At 43.0% G+C, this 18151-nt stretch carries 16 protein-coding genes; 3 read left to right on the forward strand and 13 right to left on the reverse strand.

Annotated features, from left to right (window positions below; all coding sequences use genetic code 11):
• The first annotated feature begins 68 nt into the window (after window positions 1-68).
• Window positions 69-230, forward strand: coding sequence for a FeoB-associated Cys-rich membrane protein (locus Q0R52_RS25050; RefSeq protein WP_295800195.1), 162 nt, complete (start codon window positions 69-71; stop codon window positions 228-230).
• Window positions 231-287: 57 nt separating this feature from the next.
• A complete protein-coding gene (locus Q0R52_RS25055; RefSeq protein WP_295800197.1) occupies window positions 288-3662 on the forward strand; it encodes a glycosyltransferase in 3375 nt (1124 codons plus the stop codon).
• A gap of 134 nt (window positions 3663-3796) precedes the next feature.
• Here the strand turns inward: Q0R52_RS25055 and ispF are convergent, their stop codons facing one another.
• Together ispF and porV are read right to left on the reverse strand one after the other, a co-directional pair.
• Window positions 3797-4282: a 2-C-methyl-D-erythritol 2,4-cyclodiphosphate synthase gene (gene ispF / locus Q0R52_RS25060; protein ID WP_295800199.1), complete on the reverse strand. Its 486-nt coding sequence runs from the start codon at window positions 4280-4282 to the stop codon at window positions 3797-3799.
• Window positions 4282-5463: a type IX secretion system outer membrane channel protein PorV gene (gene porV / locus Q0R52_RS25065; protein ID WP_295800202.1), complete on the reverse strand. Its 1182-nt coding sequence runs from the start codon at window positions 5461-5463 to the stop codon at window positions 4282-4284. The genes ispF and porV overlap by 1 nt, the downstream gene beginning before the upstream one ends.
• Before the next feature lie 232 nt (window positions 5464-5695).
• Between porV and Q0R52_RS25070 the strand changes: the two genes are divergently transcribed.
• A complete protein-coding gene (locus tag Q0R52_RS25070; RefSeq protein ID WP_295800205.1) occupies window positions 5696-7390 on the forward strand; it encodes an SUMF1/EgtB/PvdO family nonheme iron enzyme in 1695 nt (564 codons plus the stop codon).
• 73 nt (window positions 7391-7463) lie between these two features.
• On the opposite strand, the gene Q0R52_RS25075 is transcribed toward Q0R52_RS25070, so the two are convergent.
• The 11 genes from Q0R52_RS25075 to Q0R52_RS25125 form a co-directional block, all read right to left on the reverse strand.
• Window positions 7464-7961, reverse strand: coding sequence for an acetyl-CoA carboxylase biotin carboxyl carrier protein subunit (locus tag Q0R52_RS25075; protein WP_295800208.1), 498 nt, complete (start codon window positions 7959-7961; stop codon window positions 7464-7466).
• 62 nt (window positions 7962-8023) lie between these two features.
• Window positions 8024-8686 carry a DUF4159 domain-containing protein gene (locus Q0R52_RS25080; protein WP_295800210.1) on the reverse strand — a complete coding sequence of 221 codons (663 nt, stop codon included), beginning with the start codon at window positions 8684-8686 and terminating at the stop codon, window positions 8024-8026.
• A gap of 84 nt (window positions 8687-8770) precedes the next feature.
• A complete protein-coding gene (locus tag Q0R52_RS25085; RefSeq protein WP_295800213.1) occupies window positions 8771-9478 on the reverse strand; it encodes a 16S rRNA (uracil(1498)-N(3))-methyltransferase in 708 nt (235 codons plus the stop codon).
• 139 nt (window positions 9479-9617) lie between these two features.
• A complete protein-coding gene (locus Q0R52_RS25090; RefSeq protein ID WP_295800216.1) occupies window positions 9618-10955 on the reverse strand; it encodes a hemolysin family protein in 1338 nt (445 codons plus the stop codon).
• A 7-nt stretch (window positions 10956-10962) separates the two neighbouring features.
• Entirely contained in the window at window positions 10963-11508 is a 546-nt protein-coding gene (locus Q0R52_RS25095) for an inorganic diphosphatase (protein ID WP_252788687.1), read from the reverse strand.
• Entirely contained in the window at window positions 11509-12159 is a 651-nt protein-coding gene (locus tag Q0R52_RS25100; RefSeq protein ID WP_295800220.1) for a VTT domain-containing protein, read from the reverse strand. It abuts the gene before it with no gap.
• A gap of 254 nt (window positions 12160-12413) precedes the next feature.
• A complete protein-coding gene (locus Q0R52_RS25105; protein ID WP_295800223.1) occupies window positions 12414-13799 on the reverse strand; it encodes an NADH-quinone oxidoreductase subunit N in 1386 nt (461 codons plus the stop codon).
• Entirely contained in the window at window positions 13800-15263 is a 1464-nt protein-coding gene (locus tag Q0R52_RS25110) for an NADH-quinone oxidoreductase subunit M (protein ID WP_295800226.1), read from the reverse strand. It lies immediately after the preceding gene.
• 26 nt (window positions 15264-15289) lie between these two features.
• A complete protein-coding gene (nuoL, locus tag Q0R52_RS25115) occupies window positions 15290-17194 on the reverse strand; it encodes an NADH-quinone oxidoreductase subunit L (protein ID WP_252788691.1) in 1905 nt (634 codons plus the stop codon).
• Window positions 17195-17298: 104 nt separating this feature from the next.
• On the reverse strand, window positions 17299-17628 hold the full coding sequence (nuoK, locus tag Q0R52_RS25120) for an NADH-quinone oxidoreductase subunit NuoK (protein ID WP_252788692.1): 330 nt from the start codon (window positions 17626-17628) through the stop codon (window positions 17299-17301).
• Entirely contained in the window at window positions 17628-18125 is a 498-nt protein-coding gene (locus tag Q0R52_RS25125) for an NADH-quinone oxidoreductase subunit J (protein WP_295800232.1), read from the reverse strand. Before Q0R52_RS25125 ends, nuoK begins: the two co-directional genes overlap by 1 nt.
• Window positions 18126-18151 lie beyond the last annotated feature (26 nt).

Genomic DNA, 18151 nt, shown 5'->3' on the forward strand with positions numbered 1-18151 from the left:
TAACATTAAACCTTATACTATTTCAGTTGTCTTTAGCGTATATATATAAATTGTATTAAATTTGTGACATGAACGTGCAGGTGATTATTATAGCGATACTATTTGCAGCGGCAGTATTTTATGTGTGCAGGCTGGTTTACAAAAACCTGTTTACTAAAAAAAGCTGCGGCGGCAATTGCAAATGCGGGGTTGATTTTTCGGCCATTGAGGCTAATAAACCCTCGAAATAAAAATAAGACCAATTTATATATACTAACATAGTGTAGTATTTTCATATAAAAAACTTAATGTCTAATAAGCAGGTTTTCCAAACTGATACCCCGGGAAGATGGATCCGTTTTAAGTGGCTTAGCCGCGCAATTATAATTGTATTGGTTTTTAGCGTGGTTGCTGCTGCAATTACCGTAACGTCCAAGCATTACCCAAGCCTGCCGAATTTAAACCCGGCCCCAAAAAAGCTTACCAAAGAAGAACTTGACCAGCTAAAAAGATCGAAAAAGTTTAAAGATTTTAAGCTGGATAAAGGTGAGATACAAAAGCTTGCCCGCTCCCGTCATTTACATCAACTAAAACGCCCCAATAATAAAGACCGTATAAACGCTGCCTTTTACCGGCCATGGGAAGCGCAGGCCTACAGTTCGCTTGTTGATAATTACCCGAAACTGGATATGGTAGTAAGTGAGGGCTTTTCTATTTTTCCTAAACGGGATACGCTTGTTGCAAACATTGATACAGGCCTTATTAACCTGAATAAAAAGTATAAAAAACCGGTTTTAATATCACTGTCGAACTACGTTAATGAAAATAACGCCAAAGGCGGCTACGACTCGAAAGACGTTGAGCGGATCATCAAAAATAAAACGCTCAGGGTTGCATTTATAAACAACATTGCGAAACAACTTTCCCATTTTAAGTTCCAGGGGGTAAATCTTGATTTTGACGAGATTAAAGACCGCAACAGCAAAAATTACATCGCATTTGAAAACGATTTGTATACCATATTGCACGCCGCAGGTTTTTTGGTTACACAAAACGTTATACCTGATGACGACCAGTTTAACCTTGAGCGCCTGCAGCATATAAACGATTTTTTGTTTGTGATGGCTATTGACCAGCACAACGAAAGCAGCAATGCCGGCGACCTTTCAAACCAGCACTGGGTTGAAAAAATACTGGACGATGTTTGCACAAAAATACCGAGTGAGAAAGTTATTTTAACCGTTGCTGGCGGCGCAATTGACTGGCCGGAAACTAGTATAGGTACAGCCATAGGCTACCCGCAAGCCATAAGTATAGCCCAGGAAAAAGGAAGCAAAATAACTTTCGACCCTGTTTCGGCTAATCTTCACTACAAATATTTTGATGACGACAGCCTTGAGCATACCGTTTACTTTACTGACGCTGCCACAAATTTTAATATTATCCGTATGGCGGACGACTGGGCAACCGGTGGTGTTGCTTTATGGCGTATGGGGTCGGAAGATCCCCGTTTATGGACATTTTTCCCAAAAAACCTGTCGATAGATTCGCTTAAGAAAACAGGTATTGATGTAAAACGGCTAACCTCGGTTGGTTTGAATAATAAAATCAACTATGATGGTAACGGCGAGGTGCTCGATCTTATAACCACCCCAACGCCAGGGCAAATCGATGTGCGGATGGATACAACAAACTATGTTATAACCCACCAGCAATATGTTAAACTGCCAACAAAATATGTAATTAAAAAGTACGGTTATGCGCCGGGCAAAATAGTGCTAACATTTGACGATGGTCCCGACCCCGACTATACACCCCGCATTTTAGATATTTTAAAACGTGAAAACGTGCCTGCCGCATTTTTTGTGGTAGGGTCGATGGCTGAAAAAAATGTACCCATTCTCCGGAGGGAGTTTGAAGAAGGCTACGAAATTGGCAACCACACCTTTTTTCACCCGGATATTTCAACAGTTAGCATATCCCGCGTTAATCTCGAGCTAAACGCTACCCGCAAATTAATTGAATCGGTAACCGGCCGCAGCACCATATTGTTTAGGCCGCCTTTCAATGCCGATGCCGAACCGCAAACCCTTGCAGAAGTTATCCCGGTGGCCGAAAGTCGCAGACAAAGCTATATTAACATTGGCGAATCTATCGACCCATGGGACTGGCAGCCGGGCGTGACCGCTGATAGTATTATTGCCCGTACCATCAGGCAAAAAGACAACGGATCAATGCTATTGCTGCACGATGCTGGTGGCGATACCCGTGAGGAAACGGTAAAAGCATTGCCCGAAATTATTCATTTCTTTAAGAGTCACGGTTACAAATTCACCACTATTGCCGATGTTTTAGGTAAAACTAAAGACGACCTGATGCCGCCTATAAAAGACGATGCAAACTCTGGCGTGGTGGGTACGTTTTATAACTTTTTAATAGAGTTTTATTTTTACGGCAACTGGTTTTTGCTTTACCTGTTCCTGTCTGCCATCTTCCTGGCGGTTGGCCGCGTGGTGTTAATTGGCATACTGGCAGTAAGGCAATACAGCGACGACCAAAAAGTGAACCGCAGCGTTGCCGATCCTACAACATTGCCACCGGTAAGCATAATTGTACCCGGATATAATGAAGAGGTTACAGCGATAAAAACAATACAAAGCCTGCTTAAAACGGACTATAATATATTCGAAATAATTTTTGTTGATGATGGTTCGAAGGATAAAACCTTTCAGCTTGTCAATGACGCTTACGGACACCATCCGCTGGTCAAAGTTTTAACCAAGCCGAACGGCGGCAAAGCATCAGCACTAAACTTTGGCATAAGCCATGCGCAATATGAGTTTGTGGTTTGTATTGACGCCGATACCCAGCTTAAAGACGATGCCATCTATCATTTGATGACCTATTTTACCGATGAAGAGATCGGCGCTGTTGCAGGTACGGTAAAGGTGGGTAACGAAAACAACATTATTACCCGCTGGCAGTCGATAGAATATATTACATCCCAGAATATGGACCGCCGTGCTTTTGATTTGATCAACAGTATAACGGTTGTTCCAGGGGCTATTGGGGCTTTCCGTAAATCGGCCATATTCAAAGCCGGCGGCTTTACTTATGATACACTTGCTGAGGATTGTGACCTTACCATGCGTATACTAAAGCTTGGTTACATTGTAAAAAACTGCGCCGAGGCCATTGCGTATACGGAAGCGCCGGAAACGCTTAACGGTTTATTAAAACAACGTTTCCGCTGGAGTTTCGGCGTGATCCAAAGCTTCTGGAAAAATAAGGACGCCCTGTTCAACAAAAAATATAAGTTTTTTGGAATGTTGGGCATGCCTAATATTCTGGTGTTCCAGATCGTACTCCCCTTATTTTCGCCGCTGGCCGATTTGATAATGATCTTCGGGTTATTCAGCGATAAGCCCGGCAAAATCCTGATATTCTATGCTGCCTTTGTGGTGATAGACTTTATAGTGGCCATTATTGCGTTCTGGATGCAGAAAGAGGATTATAAGAAGCTGGTTTACATTATACCCCAACGCTTTATATGGCGCCAGCTGATGTACTATGTTCTATTCAAATCCATCCGCAAAGCCCTTAAAGGTGAACTGAGCGGGTGGGGTGCGTTGAAACGTACCGGCAATGTTGTTGTGAAGAAGGAAGTTGTGAATAGTGATTAGAGGTTAGAGACTGGAGATTAGGCGAAAATCGCTGATCCTTTGGTCTCTCATCAAGTGTCTCAATGTCTGCGTCATCAGTTGAATCAGCAACTACCAGCGATCAAAAATCAGCGGAATCAACGAAATCATATAAATCAACGGTTCTTTTCTATCAAGCACACCGCATAGGCAACAATGCCTTCTTCCCTGCCGATGAAGCCTAGCTGTTCGTTTGTAGTAGCTTTTATAGAGATATCTTCCACATCGATACCGGCAGCTTTGGCGATATTGGCTTGCATTGCAGGAATATGCGGGTTAATTTTCGGCGCCTCAAGGCATACCATTGCGTCGACGTTGTTTATTTCCCAGCCTTTTTCGCGCAGCAGTACCATAACGTGTTGCAGCAACAACAGGCTGCTGATACCTTTCCAGCGATCGTCTTTGTTTGAAAAGTGAAAGCCGATGTCGCGAAGATTAGCTGCACCTAAAAGCGCATCGCAAATGGCGTGTAATAAAACGTCGGCATCTGAGTGTCCAAATGCTCCGGCATGGTGCTCTAAATTAACTCCTCCTAAAACAAACGGATGCTGCTCTTTTAGCTGGTGCACATCAAACCCAAAACCTACCTTAATTTTAGTCATTAATGTTTACGGGAATTTTTCTCGCCGCCAAAACTGGCCGATAAAGTGAAACGTAAAGTATTAGCCAGGGGGCTGTTTTGCTGGCTTGCAGCAAGATATGAGAAATCGAACGTAAAGCTTTCGTATTTAAAGCCAACGCCTGCAGTTAAATAGTGGGCGCCGCCTTTGTTGGCATTTTGATAATAGTAGCCTGTCCTTATGGCAAACAATTGATTATACCAATATTCAAAACCCGGCGAAATCGAAATTTCCTGCATCTCCTCTTTAAAGCCACCCGGAGCATCGGCAAATGAGCCAAAAATACCTGCCGGCACCGATATATTGTCGTCTTTACCTTTTATAATATTGCCATCCACATCCCTTATGGGCGGTGTTGGCACCAACAGCTTGTTAAAGTCAACAGTAAGTGTTATTTGGTTAAAATCATCAAGGTTGATGGTGTTGGCAAACCCAATTTTTAAGTTAGCCGGCAAAAAGTATTTAGGCCCGGCATCGCTGTAACTTATTTTTGAACCGATGTTTGAGATGTTTGTACCGAATGAAAAAACTCCGTCGGTGCCAAATTCCTGCATCGGCTTATTATAGTACAATGATACACCGGCCGAAAGTGCGTTGCCCGCCTTTGCCTGCTGACCTGAGCCCGTTGCAAAGTATGCGTTTGACAGGCTGGAGTGTATAAAACCAACTGTTAAGCCCAACGAAAAGTTTTCGCCAAATTTACGTGCAAACGAGCCATTTACTGAAAATTCATTTGGCGTATAGGTTCCCTGCGGATTTTGGCTATTGTCGAAAAGTTGAATGCTGCCGTAATTAAAATACCGCAATGATGCGCCTATGGTATTGCGGTCGTCAACCTTATGTGCATAACTTAAATACGATAAACTGATGTCGGGAACCAATTGGCGCAGCCATGGGCTGTACGATAAAGACACATTGTCGTTATTTTCGAGATAGGCAAGTTTGGCAGGGTTCCAGTAGTTTGCATTCACGTCGGGTGTTAGTGCAACACCCGCATCCCCCATCGCCCCTGAGCGCGAATCGGGCGTAATATTTAAAAAAGGCACAGCTGTAGGTATGGCTGTAGCGTAATTTGAGCCATTAGAGCTGGTTTGTGAAAATGCCAGTGCAGGCAGTAAAACCGAGACTCCGACTAAAATGGCTTTGCTGTATAAAAACTTCATCTGTGAAATTTACCCTTACTTTTAAAGTAATAAATATATGCTAATTGATGCCTATTACGTACATCCGGGCAAATAAGTTTTCCACCAAAAAAACAGGGGCAAATGTAACATACCTGGTACTTTTTTCGTTAAATGCCCGATAAAGTTTTAATTTCTTTTAAAGATTAGGGTTAAATAATTAGCATTTTAGGCAAAATGTTTTAAATTTACCCTTTAAATTAACTGTAGGAACATGAAAGTACTTTTTACTAAAACTGCAATAGTACTAATTTGCGCAAGCGCAGTGCTCAGCAGCTGCAGTAAGCATCAGCAATCTGACAAAACCGGAATGGCTTATAACGACAAAAACAATGGTGGTTATGAGAAATTCAGGCAAACACACCCATCACCGGGACCAGGCCTTATCCCTATTGAAGGCGGTACCTTTGTGGTTGGTGGCAGTGCGGACCAGGATGTTACTTATGAGTATAACAATATAAAACGCAGGGTAACCATCCCGTCGTTTTATATGGATGAAACTGAAGTTTCTAACCAGGATTGGTTAGACTACCTGCACTGGATAAATATCACCTACCCCCAGGACCACGGGTTGTATTACAATGCAATCCCCGACACGCTGGTATGGCGCAAACCCTTGTCATATAACGAGCCTTATGTTGATAACTATTTAAGGCACCCTGCTTTTCAGGACTACCCTGTTGTAGGTGTGAGCTGGGACCAGGTACAGGATTATTGCCAATGGCGTACTGACCGTACCAACGAAAACATTTTGCGCGAACGCGGAAATTTAGTGGCCTGGAAAGATATGAACGGCAATGGCAAAGGCAAAAATGCCGCCCCTGCCCCCGCAAGTAAAGAGCCATTTAACACAGACATTTATTTGAACGGACAAATTAGGGGAGCCGGTATAGATGGCAAAAAGATGCTTCCCGATTTAAGCCCTAATGCAAAACCTTCGACCACCGGTAACGGAAAAGCTGGTAAAACGGTAAGGCCTGTGCGTTTAGAAGACGGTATATTAAAACAAGGCTATCGTTTACCATCTGAAGCTGAGTGGGAATACGCAGCATTGGCATTAATAGGCAATACCGAATTTGAAAATATTGACGATAACAAAGTATATCCATGGAACGGTCTTGGCGTACGTTCCTCAAAAAGGGCTACCCGTGGTTTACTGATGGCTAACTTTAAACGTGGCCAGGGTGATAATGCCGGCGTTGGCGGTTACCTCAATGATAAGGCCGACATTACTGCGCCTGTTAGGCAATACCCGCCGAATGATTTCGGCTTGTATAACATGGCCGGAAATGTAAATGAATGGGTACAGGATACTTACCGCCAAACTTCGTTTGAAGAGTTTGATGACTTTAACCCATTCCGTGGTAACGAGTTCACCAACAAAAGGTTAGCCGATCCTACAAAGGGTTTATATGCCAAAGACAAATACGGCAAACCGATTAAAGATCCTTCGCATTCGAACAAAAAAATGAAATACAGCGAGTTGGTTGCTATGCAGGCACAGGCGCAGGCAAATGGTAACGCTCCGGCTACTCCAGGTGCAGCCCCCGCTAATGGTAATAACCCTGCTGCTCCAACCACTACGTCTGCTATTCCGGGTGTTAGGAACGATTTGGCTGGAAAACCTTATAACGCTGACTACAGGGGCTATAATGATACTGTTGTTACCTCGCTTTATGGCAAAACCACGCTGGTTAACGACCACTCGAAGGTCTACAAAGGTGGCTCATGGAACGATCTTGCATTTTGGCTAAACCCTGCAACGCGTCGTTTTATGGACCAGGACGATGCAAGCGCCGAAGTTGGTTTCCGTTGTGCAATGACCTTGGTTGGTGCTCCTGAAATTCACCCTGAAGGTAAACCGCATTACAGCATTAAAAAAGGGAAACCTTACAAGGCAACAAGATAATTTGAATATTATATAATAAGAAAGGCGCTCCAAAACCGGGCGCCTTTCTTATTTCTACGCGTTACGATCCTTTTTAAAACATCATCAAGACCTGCCCTTTTTCAACTTTATCGCCAGGCTTTATTTTCACGTTTTTTACTGTAACATCGGCTGGTGCTTTGATGATATTTTCCATCTTCATAGCCTCCAGTACAAACAGGTTATCACCTTTCTTAATTTCCATGCCTTCGTTCACAAATACTTTCAACACCATGCCTGGCATTGGCGCCATTATTTCGCTGACCTTTGCAGCGTTCAGGCTGCTTAAACCAAGCTTGTCCAGCAGGATATCAAACTGATCTTTAGCCGTAACATTGTAGGTATTGTTGTTAACCTTTATTTCTGCAGTTTTCTCCGCGGTATTAAAGCTAACTACTTCAACGTTGTACGATTGCAGGTTATTTATAACGTGATAGGCTGATGGATTTAACTGCTGCATATCCGCAGTTATTTTGTTGCCATTTATCAGCAAGCCTTTGCCATTCTGGTCTACGTCGAAATTGTATTTTTCGTTAACTTTTACCTGGAGCATGGAGTTAGAGATTAGTGATTGGAGATTAGTGATTAGTTAAGAAAGACTTACGAAATTTTTGGCTATTGGGTAAGCACGTACTGTATCATGTTTGCACCCATTTTAAGGGCCTTCACGCGATTTTCCTGGGTATCGTTGGCATAGGTGCCATAATCTTCCCAACCGTTGCCTAAATCGCACTCATAGGTATAAAAACAAACCAGCCTGCCTTTGTAAATAAGACCAAAACCCTGCGGGCGCTTGCCGTCGTGTTCGTGTATTTTTGGCAGACCATTTGGGAACGGGAATTTTTGGTGATAGATGGGATGATTCATCGGCAACTCCACAAAATCAAGCTCCGGGAAAACCTTTTTCATTTGGGGCCGGACAAACTGGTCGAGCCCATAATTGTCATCGATATGCAGAAAGCCGCCGCCTGTTAAGTATTTACGGAGGTTACGCACGTCCTGGTCGGAGAAGATAACGTTTCCGTGCCCGGTCATAAAAATAAAAGGGTAATTAAATATTTCGGCACTGCCGGCTTCAACCACCTCGTCCTCTTGCTGAAAGTTGGTTTTCAGGTTATCGTTGCAAAATTTTATCAGGTTTGGTAAGGCAGTGCGGTCGCCATACCAATCGCCGCCGCCGTTATATTTTAGCTTGGCCATTTTATAGGTTGGCGCATTGAAGCTGCTGATAACAGCTACCAGGAAAAAGGCACAGACTATATAAACAGTTTTCTTCATAAATATATTACCCGCGTTACCCGCCCTTTTTGTCATTCTTCATTGCCTTCAGGAGGCGAAAAAGAAGAATTCAAATATATCAAATTACCGGTTCAAAAAATTCACTTCAAAACAGGCTTCCAGCGCAGCTGTCTCAGTTCTTAAACGGCTTTCGCCTAAAGTTATGGCTTTAAAACTATTTTTTAACGCGTCTGCGATTTCAGTCGGGGCAAAATCGCCTTCGGGGCCAATCAATATCAAATAGTTGCCGTGCGTCTTTAACTCATCACGCAAGCTCACTTTTTCACCGGCATCACAATGCGCTATAAATTTCTGGCCGCTAAATGGCTTCGCCAGTAGTTGGTTAAAAGTTAAGGGTTCATTTAAAACCGGGTGATATGCTTTGATGGATTGTTTAATAGCCGAAGTAATTATTTTATTCAGCCGCTCAACCTTTGCATCTTTACGTTCGGACCGCTGGCAAATAATCAACGATATTTCGTCAATGCCAATCTCAGTGGCTTTCTCTAAAAGCCATTCGGTACGCTCGATATTTTTTGTGGGAGCAATGGCGATGTGCAGGTAATGGTTACGCTTGTTAAACTCCGCTGTAACCGAATTTATTTGGAGGATTGTTCTTTTGGGGTGTGGGTCCAATATACTGGCAGCGTAAAGCCCGCCTTTGCCATCAATCAATTGTACTTCGTCCCCCTTCTCCAAACGCATCACACGTATGGCGTGCTTACTCTCCTCCTCGTTAAGAAAATATTTGGGATGTGCTGGATTGATGCCGGGTGTATAAAATAGCTGCATATTTTGAGGAAAAAGCTGAAAGCGTAAAGCTAAAAGGTATAAATGAAATATCCGAGCGATTGCCCGATTATTTGGGGGATGCTCAAAGATGACCCGTTTTTAGTTATTACCCGGTGCCTCCGACTATGAACTATTAGCTTTAACGCAAATCCACAGTATCCTCTTCGTTTATCAGCAACTCAAGTTTTACCGATTCAATGTTTTGGTCAGATTTTTTGAGCACGGTGATATTATATCCGTTTGATTCTTTCTGTTCGCCTACGTCAGGAATTTTGCCGAATATATCGCCCAGCCAGCCGGATACGGTATCAAAATCGCCGTCTTCGGGCAGGTCGTGCGGCAGGTGGCTGTTTACGTCGTAAATTGGCGCAAGGGCATTCACTATAAATTCGCGTTCGTTTACAACTTCAACTATTGGCTTTTCCTCATCATACTCGTCCTGTATCTCACCAACCAGTTCTTCAACAATATCTTCTAGTGTAACCATGCCTGCCGTGCCGCCAAACTCGTCGGATACAATAGCTATCTGTATACGCTTTTGCTGTAACTCAGCCATCAGATCGTTGATCTTTTTTGTTTCGGGCACAAAATATGGTTTGCGGATTATCTCTTTTAAAACGACCTCCTCACCACGCGCGAGCAGCGGTAATATATCTTTTGCGTGAACTATGCCGATAATTTTATCTATAACATCATCATAAACCGGCATGCGCGAGTAACCTTCCGAGATAATCATCTGCACCAGTTCGTCGTGCGGTGTATTTATGTCGACCCCTGATATCTTAGTACGGGGCACCATAATGTTTTTAACCACGCGCTCGTTAAAGTCAAACACATTTTGTATCAATTCATGTTCTGATGAGTCGAGCGCGCCGGTTTCCTTGCCCTGCTCCAGCAAGTACTGTAGTTCTTCGGAGCTGTGATGTGCCTCACCCTGGACAGGGTTAATGCCCATCATTCTTAAAATCCCGTTCGCCATGTAGTTTAACACCGTAATTAGCGGCCTGAACATAATGAAAAACACCCTAAGCGGCGCCGAAACGGCAAGTGCTGTTCTCATAGAGCGCTGTATGGCAATGTTTTTGGGGGCGAGCTCACCAAATATGATGCTGATAAACGTGATAAATATAAATGCAGCCACGTGCCCGAGATTTATTACAAGGTGCGAAGTTATTTCGATGCCGCACAACTGGAATACCCGCAACGCTACGTTGGTAAACACCTCCTCGCCTATTACACCCAGCGCCAGAGACGCTATGGTAATGCCCAGTTGCGTTGCCGCAAGGTAGCCGTCAAGGTTACCCATAATATTTCGGGTAAGCTTGGCCATCCGGCTGCCCGATTTAACTTTAAGCTCTATCTGCGAACCGCGAACGCGTACCATAGCAAACTCAGCGGCCACAAAAAAGCCGTTGAGCAACACCAGGAAAAAGGTAAGAAAAATATATAAACCGTTTATTTCATGTTCAGGGTCCATACATTATTTATTGGTAAACCGGAAAAGTAGACTTATACAATTCCAAACTCTCGTTTATTACTTTGTGCGCATAACGTACGCCCAACAAGTGTTCAATGGTTACGTTTTTATCTTCCAATTTTTTGTAGTCTTTAAAAAAACGTACAATCTCGGTCATGGCATGGGGAGGCAACTCGGCAAGGTCGTTTATATAGTTAACAGACATATCGTTTTTTGCTACAGCGATGATCTTGTCATCCTGTTCGCCATTGTCAACCATGTGCATCACGCCTACCACCTTAGCTTCAATAATCGACATCGGGAAAACATCGATTGAACAAAGCACCAGGATATCAAGCGGGTCATGGTCGTCGCAATAGGTCTGTGGTATAAAGCCGTAGTTTGCCGGGTACATTACCGACGAAAATAAAACGCGGTCTAACTTTAAGAGGCCCGACTCTTTGTCAATTTCGTACTTGGCTTTTGAGCCTTTTGGTATTTCAATGATTGCGTTAACAATTTCGGGAACATTATCACCAGGCGAAACCTGGTGCCAGGGATGTTGTGTACTCATTTAATTTTCATTTAACTCTTTAACACTTCGTTTGGTTACCATTTGCTTTATAAATGCGATAACCAACGGAATTGTTGTAATTATTATCAACCCGATTATGATATACTGCATATAATCCTTTAACTGCGGGAACCTTCTGCCAAGGAAATAGCCACTTAAAGTGAACGTACATACCCAGGCAAAACAACCGATAAGGTTATAAATCGTAAATTTTCTAAGGTCGACTTTAACAACACCTGCAAAGATAGGTGCAAAAGTTCTAATTATTGGGAAAAATCTGCCTAAAACCAGCGCCATGCCGCCATATTTTGTGTAAAAATCTTCTGCAAGCTTTACATAACGCTGTTTAAAGAACAACGAGTTGTTTTTATTGAACAGTTTGGGGCCCGTTCGATAACCAAACCAGTAGCCGGTATAATTGCCCAAAACGCCCGCGGCAATAAGCGAAAGCACAAGGGTATAGATAGATACGTCGAGCTTTCCGCTCGAGCACAAAAGGCCCGACATAAACAACAGGTAGTCGCCCGGTAAAAAAAAACCGAAAAATAGACCTGTTTCAGCAAATACAACAATAAGCAAAAAGTAAAACCCCAGGCTTATGATGGATTTAGCGTCCGTTAAATTTTGAAGGTGTTCCCAAAAACTATCCATGCGCTATCCGTAAAACTACAAATATTATGTGAATTTGTAATACCCATGTTACATAATTAAAGATGAGATAGCTGTTTGGTGGAATATGTTACAGAGGGAATGAAGATTTATAACGGTAGGCGCCGACTTTGACATAGTTCATTTGTGGCGACGCAATACCTCGCGTCTCCCGTTCACCGGTAATCCCGCACCTATCACGTAAAATCATTCAGAGACGGAAGTATTCCGTCTCCACATCAGAAAATTTTATTTCCTTAAAAGAATCTCGAAATCAAGCTCGGATAAACCCCGATTAGAATGGTTACAATTGCCGAAAAACCAAGCACCAGTTTATAATAAACAGGCACAACCAGTTCGGTGCGCTCAGCATCGCGGAAATACATGGCCACTATAACCCTGAAGTAATAGAATATGCTAATGATGGCATTAACCACCGCCAAAATAACCAGCCATACCTGCATTTGCATTAACGCTGATGAGAACATGTAGAACTTACCAATAAAGCCTGCTGTTAATGGTATGCCTGCTAACGATAGCATAGCAATGGTTAACACAAGGGCCAGGAATGGATTCTTTTTGGCGAGGCCATTAAAGCTTTCGAAGCTATCACTGCCTTGTTGTTGCTGCACCAATATCAGTGCACCAAATGCGATGATCGACGCGATAGAGTAAGCAGTAGCATAAGTTAATACCGAACTGCCCGAATTTGCGCCCAAGGCAACGATGGCAAACAGCAGGTAACCCGCGTGCGATATACTCGAGAATGCCAGCATGCGTTTAAAGCTATGCTGATAGAGTGCAGTAATATTTCCTATGAAGAGTGTTACAATCGTAATTACCAATAACACCGGTACCCAGAAGTCGGACAGTGGCGCAAAGCAAGCCGAAAACAAACGCAGGAATGCAGCAAAGCCGGCTGTTTTTACCACGGTCGACATGAACGCAGTGATCAGTGTTGGCGAACCTTCGTACACGTCCGGTGTCCAGAAGTGGAAAGGTGCAGCGCCTACTTTAAAGCAAAGGCCAACTATAATTAACAGTACCCCGGTGTAAAACATTGGGGTTATATCTTTAGCATGCGGATGGTCGAGCACCCAGTCGCGGATAGTTTCTAAACTGAAGGAGCCGGTTGCACCATAAATTAATGCTACGCCAAACAATAAAAACCCGGTCGAAAATGCACCCATCAGGAAGTATTTTAAAGCGGCCTCGTTCGAAGCAAAATCGCTCTTTTTTATACCTGCCAGTATGTACAAGCTTACCGACATAATTTCGATACCGATAAACAGCATGGTAAGGTTATAAAACGAGACCATAACGATGATGCCCGCCAGCGAAAACAGGATAATGGCGTAATACTCGGCAATGTGACTGCTTATCTTTTCAAAATAGCCCCTTGATAAAAATATAATCAGGATAGTTGATATAATAGTAATTGCAGAAAAAGCGATAGAGAAGTTATCAAACAGCATCATGCCACTATAAATTGGCACTGCACTACTATTCCATTCGGCAACTGCAAAACCCAAAGCCGCAAGTAAACCAATAACTGTAACCGGCAACAAAGCTTTTTGAGCCTTGTATAAACCTAAATACAAAAGCACTAAAGGTAAAACGGATATGATGATTAAAGTATTCATTTATTTTAGTTGCGGAAATTTAGGATACACTACATTAAACAAGTGGGTAACTGATGCTTCTGATATATGAAGTATCGGCTGCGGATAAACCCCCATTATTATTATTAAAGCACAAATAATTGATAACACCAGGGTTTCCGACCCGCTGATATCAGTGAAAGTAACGGTAAGGTCGTTTGTAGGACCGTGCATTACGGTTTTATACATGCGCAGCATATAAACCGCACCAAATATCATAGTTAAGCCGGCGGCGCTTACCATCCACACGTTCCATTGAAAAACACTGCTCAGCAATAAAAACTCGCCAATAAACCCGTTGGTTAACGGCAGCGCAACAGTACCCAGTACTATAATTAAAAAGGCTATTGCAAATTTTGGGGCAGTTTTGGCGATACCGCCCAGGTCGCTTATAGAGCGTGTGCCTAAGCGCCTGCTGATAATGTCCCAGATAAAGAACATACCAACTACGTTAATACCGTGGCTTAGCATTTGTATCATGGCACCCTGTAAACCTTCTATCGTCCACACAAATATACCGGCAGCAATAAGGCCAACGTGTGCAATTGAGGAATAAGCTACCAGGCGCTTGCCATCGTTTTGTTTAAAGGCGATGATAGATGCGTAACCAATACCGATAACAGCCAGCATAATACACATGCTTTCCCAATCGAAAAAGCCGAGCGGTGCATTGGGGATCATCCAGCGGATAACGCCATAGATACCCATTTTCAGCATAATACCAGATAGCAACATGGTACCTGCCGATGGCGCTTCGGTATAAGTATCCGGCTGCCAGGTGTGCAGCGGGAACAGCGGCATCTTGATAGCAAAAGCTAAAAAGAATGCCCAGAAAACAAATGCCTGGTGATGAGCATCAAGTCCTAATTTATAAAACTCGAAAATATCAAATGTTTTGGCTGGTGTTTGCAGGTACAGGTAAATGATACCCAGCAGCATAAACAACGAGCCGGAGAAGGTATAAATGAAAAACTTAAGCGTTACCTTGATACGGTTTTCGCCGCCCCACAACGAACAGATGAAGTAAATGGGTATCAATGCAGCTTCCCATCCCACATAAAATAAAAATCCGTCTAATGCAGTAAATACAAGCAATAAGCCGGCTTGCATAAACAGTACCAGTGCATAAAAGGCACCGGCATTTTTATACTGATGTTTGTAGGTAGTTAAAATAATAAGCGGAACCAGGATTGTAGTGAGCAACACCATCATCATGCTGATTCCATCGATGCCTGCGCTAAAGTAAATACCGAATTTAGGTATCCAGGGAGCGTCAATTCCAAACTGAACACTGGCGTTGGGCACAAATTTCGATAAGAAGAACAAGGCTATTCCCAGCTCGGCTACCGAGAAAGTTAATGCCGCATGTTTAGCCGCATCGTTTTTAAACAATAGAACAGCAAGGGCTGCAATTACCGGCAAAAAAATTAAAATACTAACCGTCATTTTATGTTGTAAACGCTAATCGTTCGTTATGCTTTAATTAAAATGTACATCAATATCGAGATGATGCCAACCACCATCATAAATATATAAAACCCTACATTGCCCGTTTGCAGCAGGCGCAGACCTTTACTTGTTTCAATAGTTCCCCTGCCAAGGCCGTTCACTAAGCCGTCTATTCCCAGGCGTTCAACCACCTTGTAAAAGAAAACCGATAATGCATCCAGCGGCTTACGCACAATGGCATCATACAATTCATCGATATAAAACTTATGGTATGATATATCAACCAGTGCAGGGCGTTCTTCGCCATCCTTAACCGGTACGTGTGCATTTTTAATGTATTTAACATAAGCATAAACCAAGGCAAGCAATGCACCGCCAACTGATATGCACATTAAAGTGATCTCCATGCTTTTTGAAAGCTCAGGCGCTACCAGCAAGTGTGTCGATTTTTCGAAAACCGGCGCTAAAAAATGCTCCAGTTCGTGGTGACCACCCAGCGCTTCAGGAACGCCGATAAAACCACCGAATATTGATAATATTGCCAATACAACCAATGGGATAGTCATTGATGGTGGCGACTCATGTAAATGATGCTCCTGCTCATGCGTTCCGCGGAATTTACCGTAGAACGTAAGATACAGCATCCTGAACATGTAGAATGAGGTGAACATGGCAGTAACTACACCAATAATATACATTGGCGTGCTGTGCATAAATACGTGCGCCAAAATTTCATCTTTCGAGAAAAAGCCTGCAAAAGGAGGTATACCCGATATAGCCAGCGTGCCGATAAGCATGGTGGCAAAAGTTATTTTAAGCTTGCCTTTAAGCCCGCCCATGTTGCGCATATCCTGTTCGCCGCTTACCGCGTGGATAACAGAACCGGCGCCAAGGAATAATAATGCTTTGAAGAATGCGTGAGTTAATACGTGGAAGAATGCACCGGTGTAAGCACCAACGCCCAGTCCTAAAAACATATACCCCAGTTGTGATACTGTTGAATAAGCCAATACCTTTTTAATATCTGTTTGTGTTAACGCTATCAGTGCGGCAATAACTGCGGTAGTTAAGCCTATTACAGCCACAATGTGCATGGTAACCGGCGCAAGCGTAAATAAGATGTTTGAGCGGGCTATCATATAAACACCGGCTGTAACCATGGTTGCCGCGTGTATCAGGGCAGATACAGGGGTCGGGCCCGCCATTGCATCCGGCAGCCAGGTAAATAATGGCAATTGTGCCGATTTACCTACTGCGCCTACAAAAAGCAGGATGGTAATTAGTGTAAAAGGAGCCGAGGCAAAATCTTTCGTGGCAGCCAGGCCGAAAACTGTTTTATAATCAGCACTGCCAAAAATCACCATAATGATGAAGATAGCGATGATAAAGCCCAAATCACCGATCCGGTTCATGATGAATGCTTTCTTAGCTGCATCAGCGTAATCAGGATTGGTATACCAGAAACCGATAAGCAGGTATGAGCAAAGGCCTACACCTTCCCAGCCAATGAACATGATCAGGTAGTTCGATCCCATCACCAGCAACAACATAAAGAAGATAAACAGGTTTAAATAAGCAAAGAATTTACCGAAACCGGCATCATCCTTCATATAACCTGCCGAATATAAATGAATCAAAAAGCCCACCCCCGTTATAATCAAAAGCATAATTGAGCTTAGCTGGTCAATTAAAAAAGAGAACGAAATTTTTACGTTTCCAGCGGCAAACCAGTTAAATAACGGAACATCGATACCATGCCCGGTAGCTTTTACCTGGAAGAAAACGGCCACACTTATACCAAACGAAATTAATACCACCAAGCTGCCGATAAAACCGACAACAGCCTTTGATAAAGTATTACGACCGATACCGTTAATTAAAAAACCGGCTAACGGTAAGATAGGAATAAGCCAGATATATTTGTCCATGTTGTATAACTCTTAGCTCCTACCCCTCTAAAGGGAAACGAAACTCTTTATTTGTTTTATTGTATAAATCCGAAATCGGACATCCGACTTCCGAAATCCTCACACTACCATTTCAGCCTGTTCAGCACATTAATGTCTACCGAGTTTGTATTGCGGTAAATCATTACTATTATAGCCAAGCCCACTGCTACTTCAGCAGCCGCCAGCGCCATAACGAAGAACACGAAAACCTGCCCGGTTGCATCGCCCCTGTAAACAGAGAAAGCGGTAAGCAACAGGTTTACCGAGTTAAGCATCAGCTCAACCGACATAAATATCACGATGGCATTACGGCGTATCAAAACCCCTATAACCCCTATCGAAAAAATGATAGCGCACAGCAATATGTAATGGTTAAGGGGCACGCCCTGCATAGTTTTAGTTAATGTTTCCATCAGGCTGTTTTGGGGTCTTTAGTTGCCAGTAATACCGCACCTACCATTGCCGATAACAGCAACACAGACGATACCTCGAACGGCAGTAAAAATTCGTTAAACAATATTTTTCCAAGGTTTTTCACCAGGCCAAGGTTAGGGTTGTTCAATACTACCGGCTGCGAAACTGTAAATGCCTTTAAAGCCGCTACGATGGTTATTAAAAAACAGGCACCGCCTATAAAACCGGCTATTTTAACCAGGTTTGATTTCCGGGGCTCCGATTCCTTATTCAGGTTGATGAGCATCAGCGTGTATAAAAACAACACCAGGATGGCGCCCATATACACTATAAAGTTAACGACAGCCAAAAACTGGGCATTCATTAAAATATAGTGGATGGTGAAAGTAAAAAATGTGAGTATCAGGTACAGGATACTATGTACAGGGCTTTTTGCAGTAATAACCAGTATTGAAAAAAATATGGACAGAAATGCGATGAAGTAAAATGTACTCATGGTTTATATTTCAAAATACCTTTACC

This window comes from Mucilaginibacter sp. (assembly GCF_025359345.1).
In the GTDB taxonomy this organism is placed as follows: Bacteria; Bacteroidota; Bacteroidia; order Sphingobacteriales; family Sphingobacteriaceae; genus Mucilaginibacter.

Excerpts from the sequence above, each read along its gene's own strand:
- Q0R52_RS25090 (WP_295800216.1), bottom strand. The coding sequence starts at position 10,955 with ATGGACCCTGAACATGAAATAAACGGTTTATATATTTTTCTTACCTTT.
- Q0R52_RS25095 (WP_252788687.1), bottom strand. The coding sequence starts at position 11,508 with ATGAGTACACAACATCCCTGGCACCAGGTTTCGCCTGGTGATAATGTT.
- Q0R52_RS25085 (WP_295800213.1), bottom strand. The coding sequence starts at position 9,478 with ATGCAGCTATTTTATACACCCGGCATCAATCCAGCACATCCCAAATAT.
- Q0R52_RS25055 (WP_295800197.1), top strand. The coding sequence starts at position 288 with ATGTCTAATAAGCAGGTTTTCCAAACTGATACCCCGGGAAGATGGATC.
- porV (WP_295800202.1), bottom strand. The coding sequence starts at position 5,463 with ATGAAGTTTTTATACAGCAAAGCCATTTTAGTCGGAGTCTCGGTTTTA.
- Q0R52_RS25070 (WP_295800205.1), top strand. The coding sequence starts at position 5,696 with ATGAAAGTACTTTTTACTAAAACTGCAATAGTACTAATTTGCGCAAGC.
- nuoL (WP_252788691.1), bottom strand. The coding sequence starts at position 17,194 with ATGGACAAATATATCTGGCTTATTCCTATCTTACCGTTAGCCGGTTTT.
- nuoK (WP_252788692.1), bottom strand. The coding sequence starts at position 17,628 with ATGGAAACATTAACTAAAACTATGCAGGGCGTGCCCCTTAACCATTAC.
- Q0R52_RS25100 (WP_295800220.1), bottom strand. The coding sequence starts at position 12,159 with ATGGATAGTTTTTGGGAACACCTTCAAAATTTAACGGACGCTAAATCC.
- Q0R52_RS25080 (WP_295800210.1), bottom strand. The coding sequence starts at position 8,686 with ATGAAGAAAACTGTTTATATAGTCTGTGCCTTTTTCCTGGTAGCTGTT.
- Q0R52_RS25050 (WP_295800195.1), top strand. The coding sequence starts at position 69 with ATGAACGTGCAGGTGATTATTATAGCGATACTATTTGCAGCGGCAGTA.
- ispF (WP_295800199.1), bottom strand. The coding sequence starts at position 4,282 with ATGACTAAAATTAAGGTAGGTTTTGGGTTTGATGTGCACCAGCTAAAA.
- Q0R52_RS25110 (WP_295800226.1), bottom strand. The coding sequence starts at position 15,263 with ATGACGGTTAGTATTTTAATTTTTTTGCCGGTAATTGCAGCCCTTGCT.
- Q0R52_RS25105 (WP_295800223.1), bottom strand. The coding sequence starts at position 13,799 with ATGAATACTTTAATCATCATATCCGTTTTACCTTTAGTGCTTTTGTAT.
- Q0R52_RS25125 (WP_295800232.1), bottom strand. The coding sequence starts at position 18,125 with ATGAGTACATTTTACTTCATCGCATTTCTGTCCATATTTTTTTCAATA.
- Q0R52_RS25075 (WP_295800208.1), bottom strand. The coding sequence starts at position 7,961 with ATGCTCCAGGTAAAAGTTAACGAAAAATACAATTTCGACGTAGACCAG.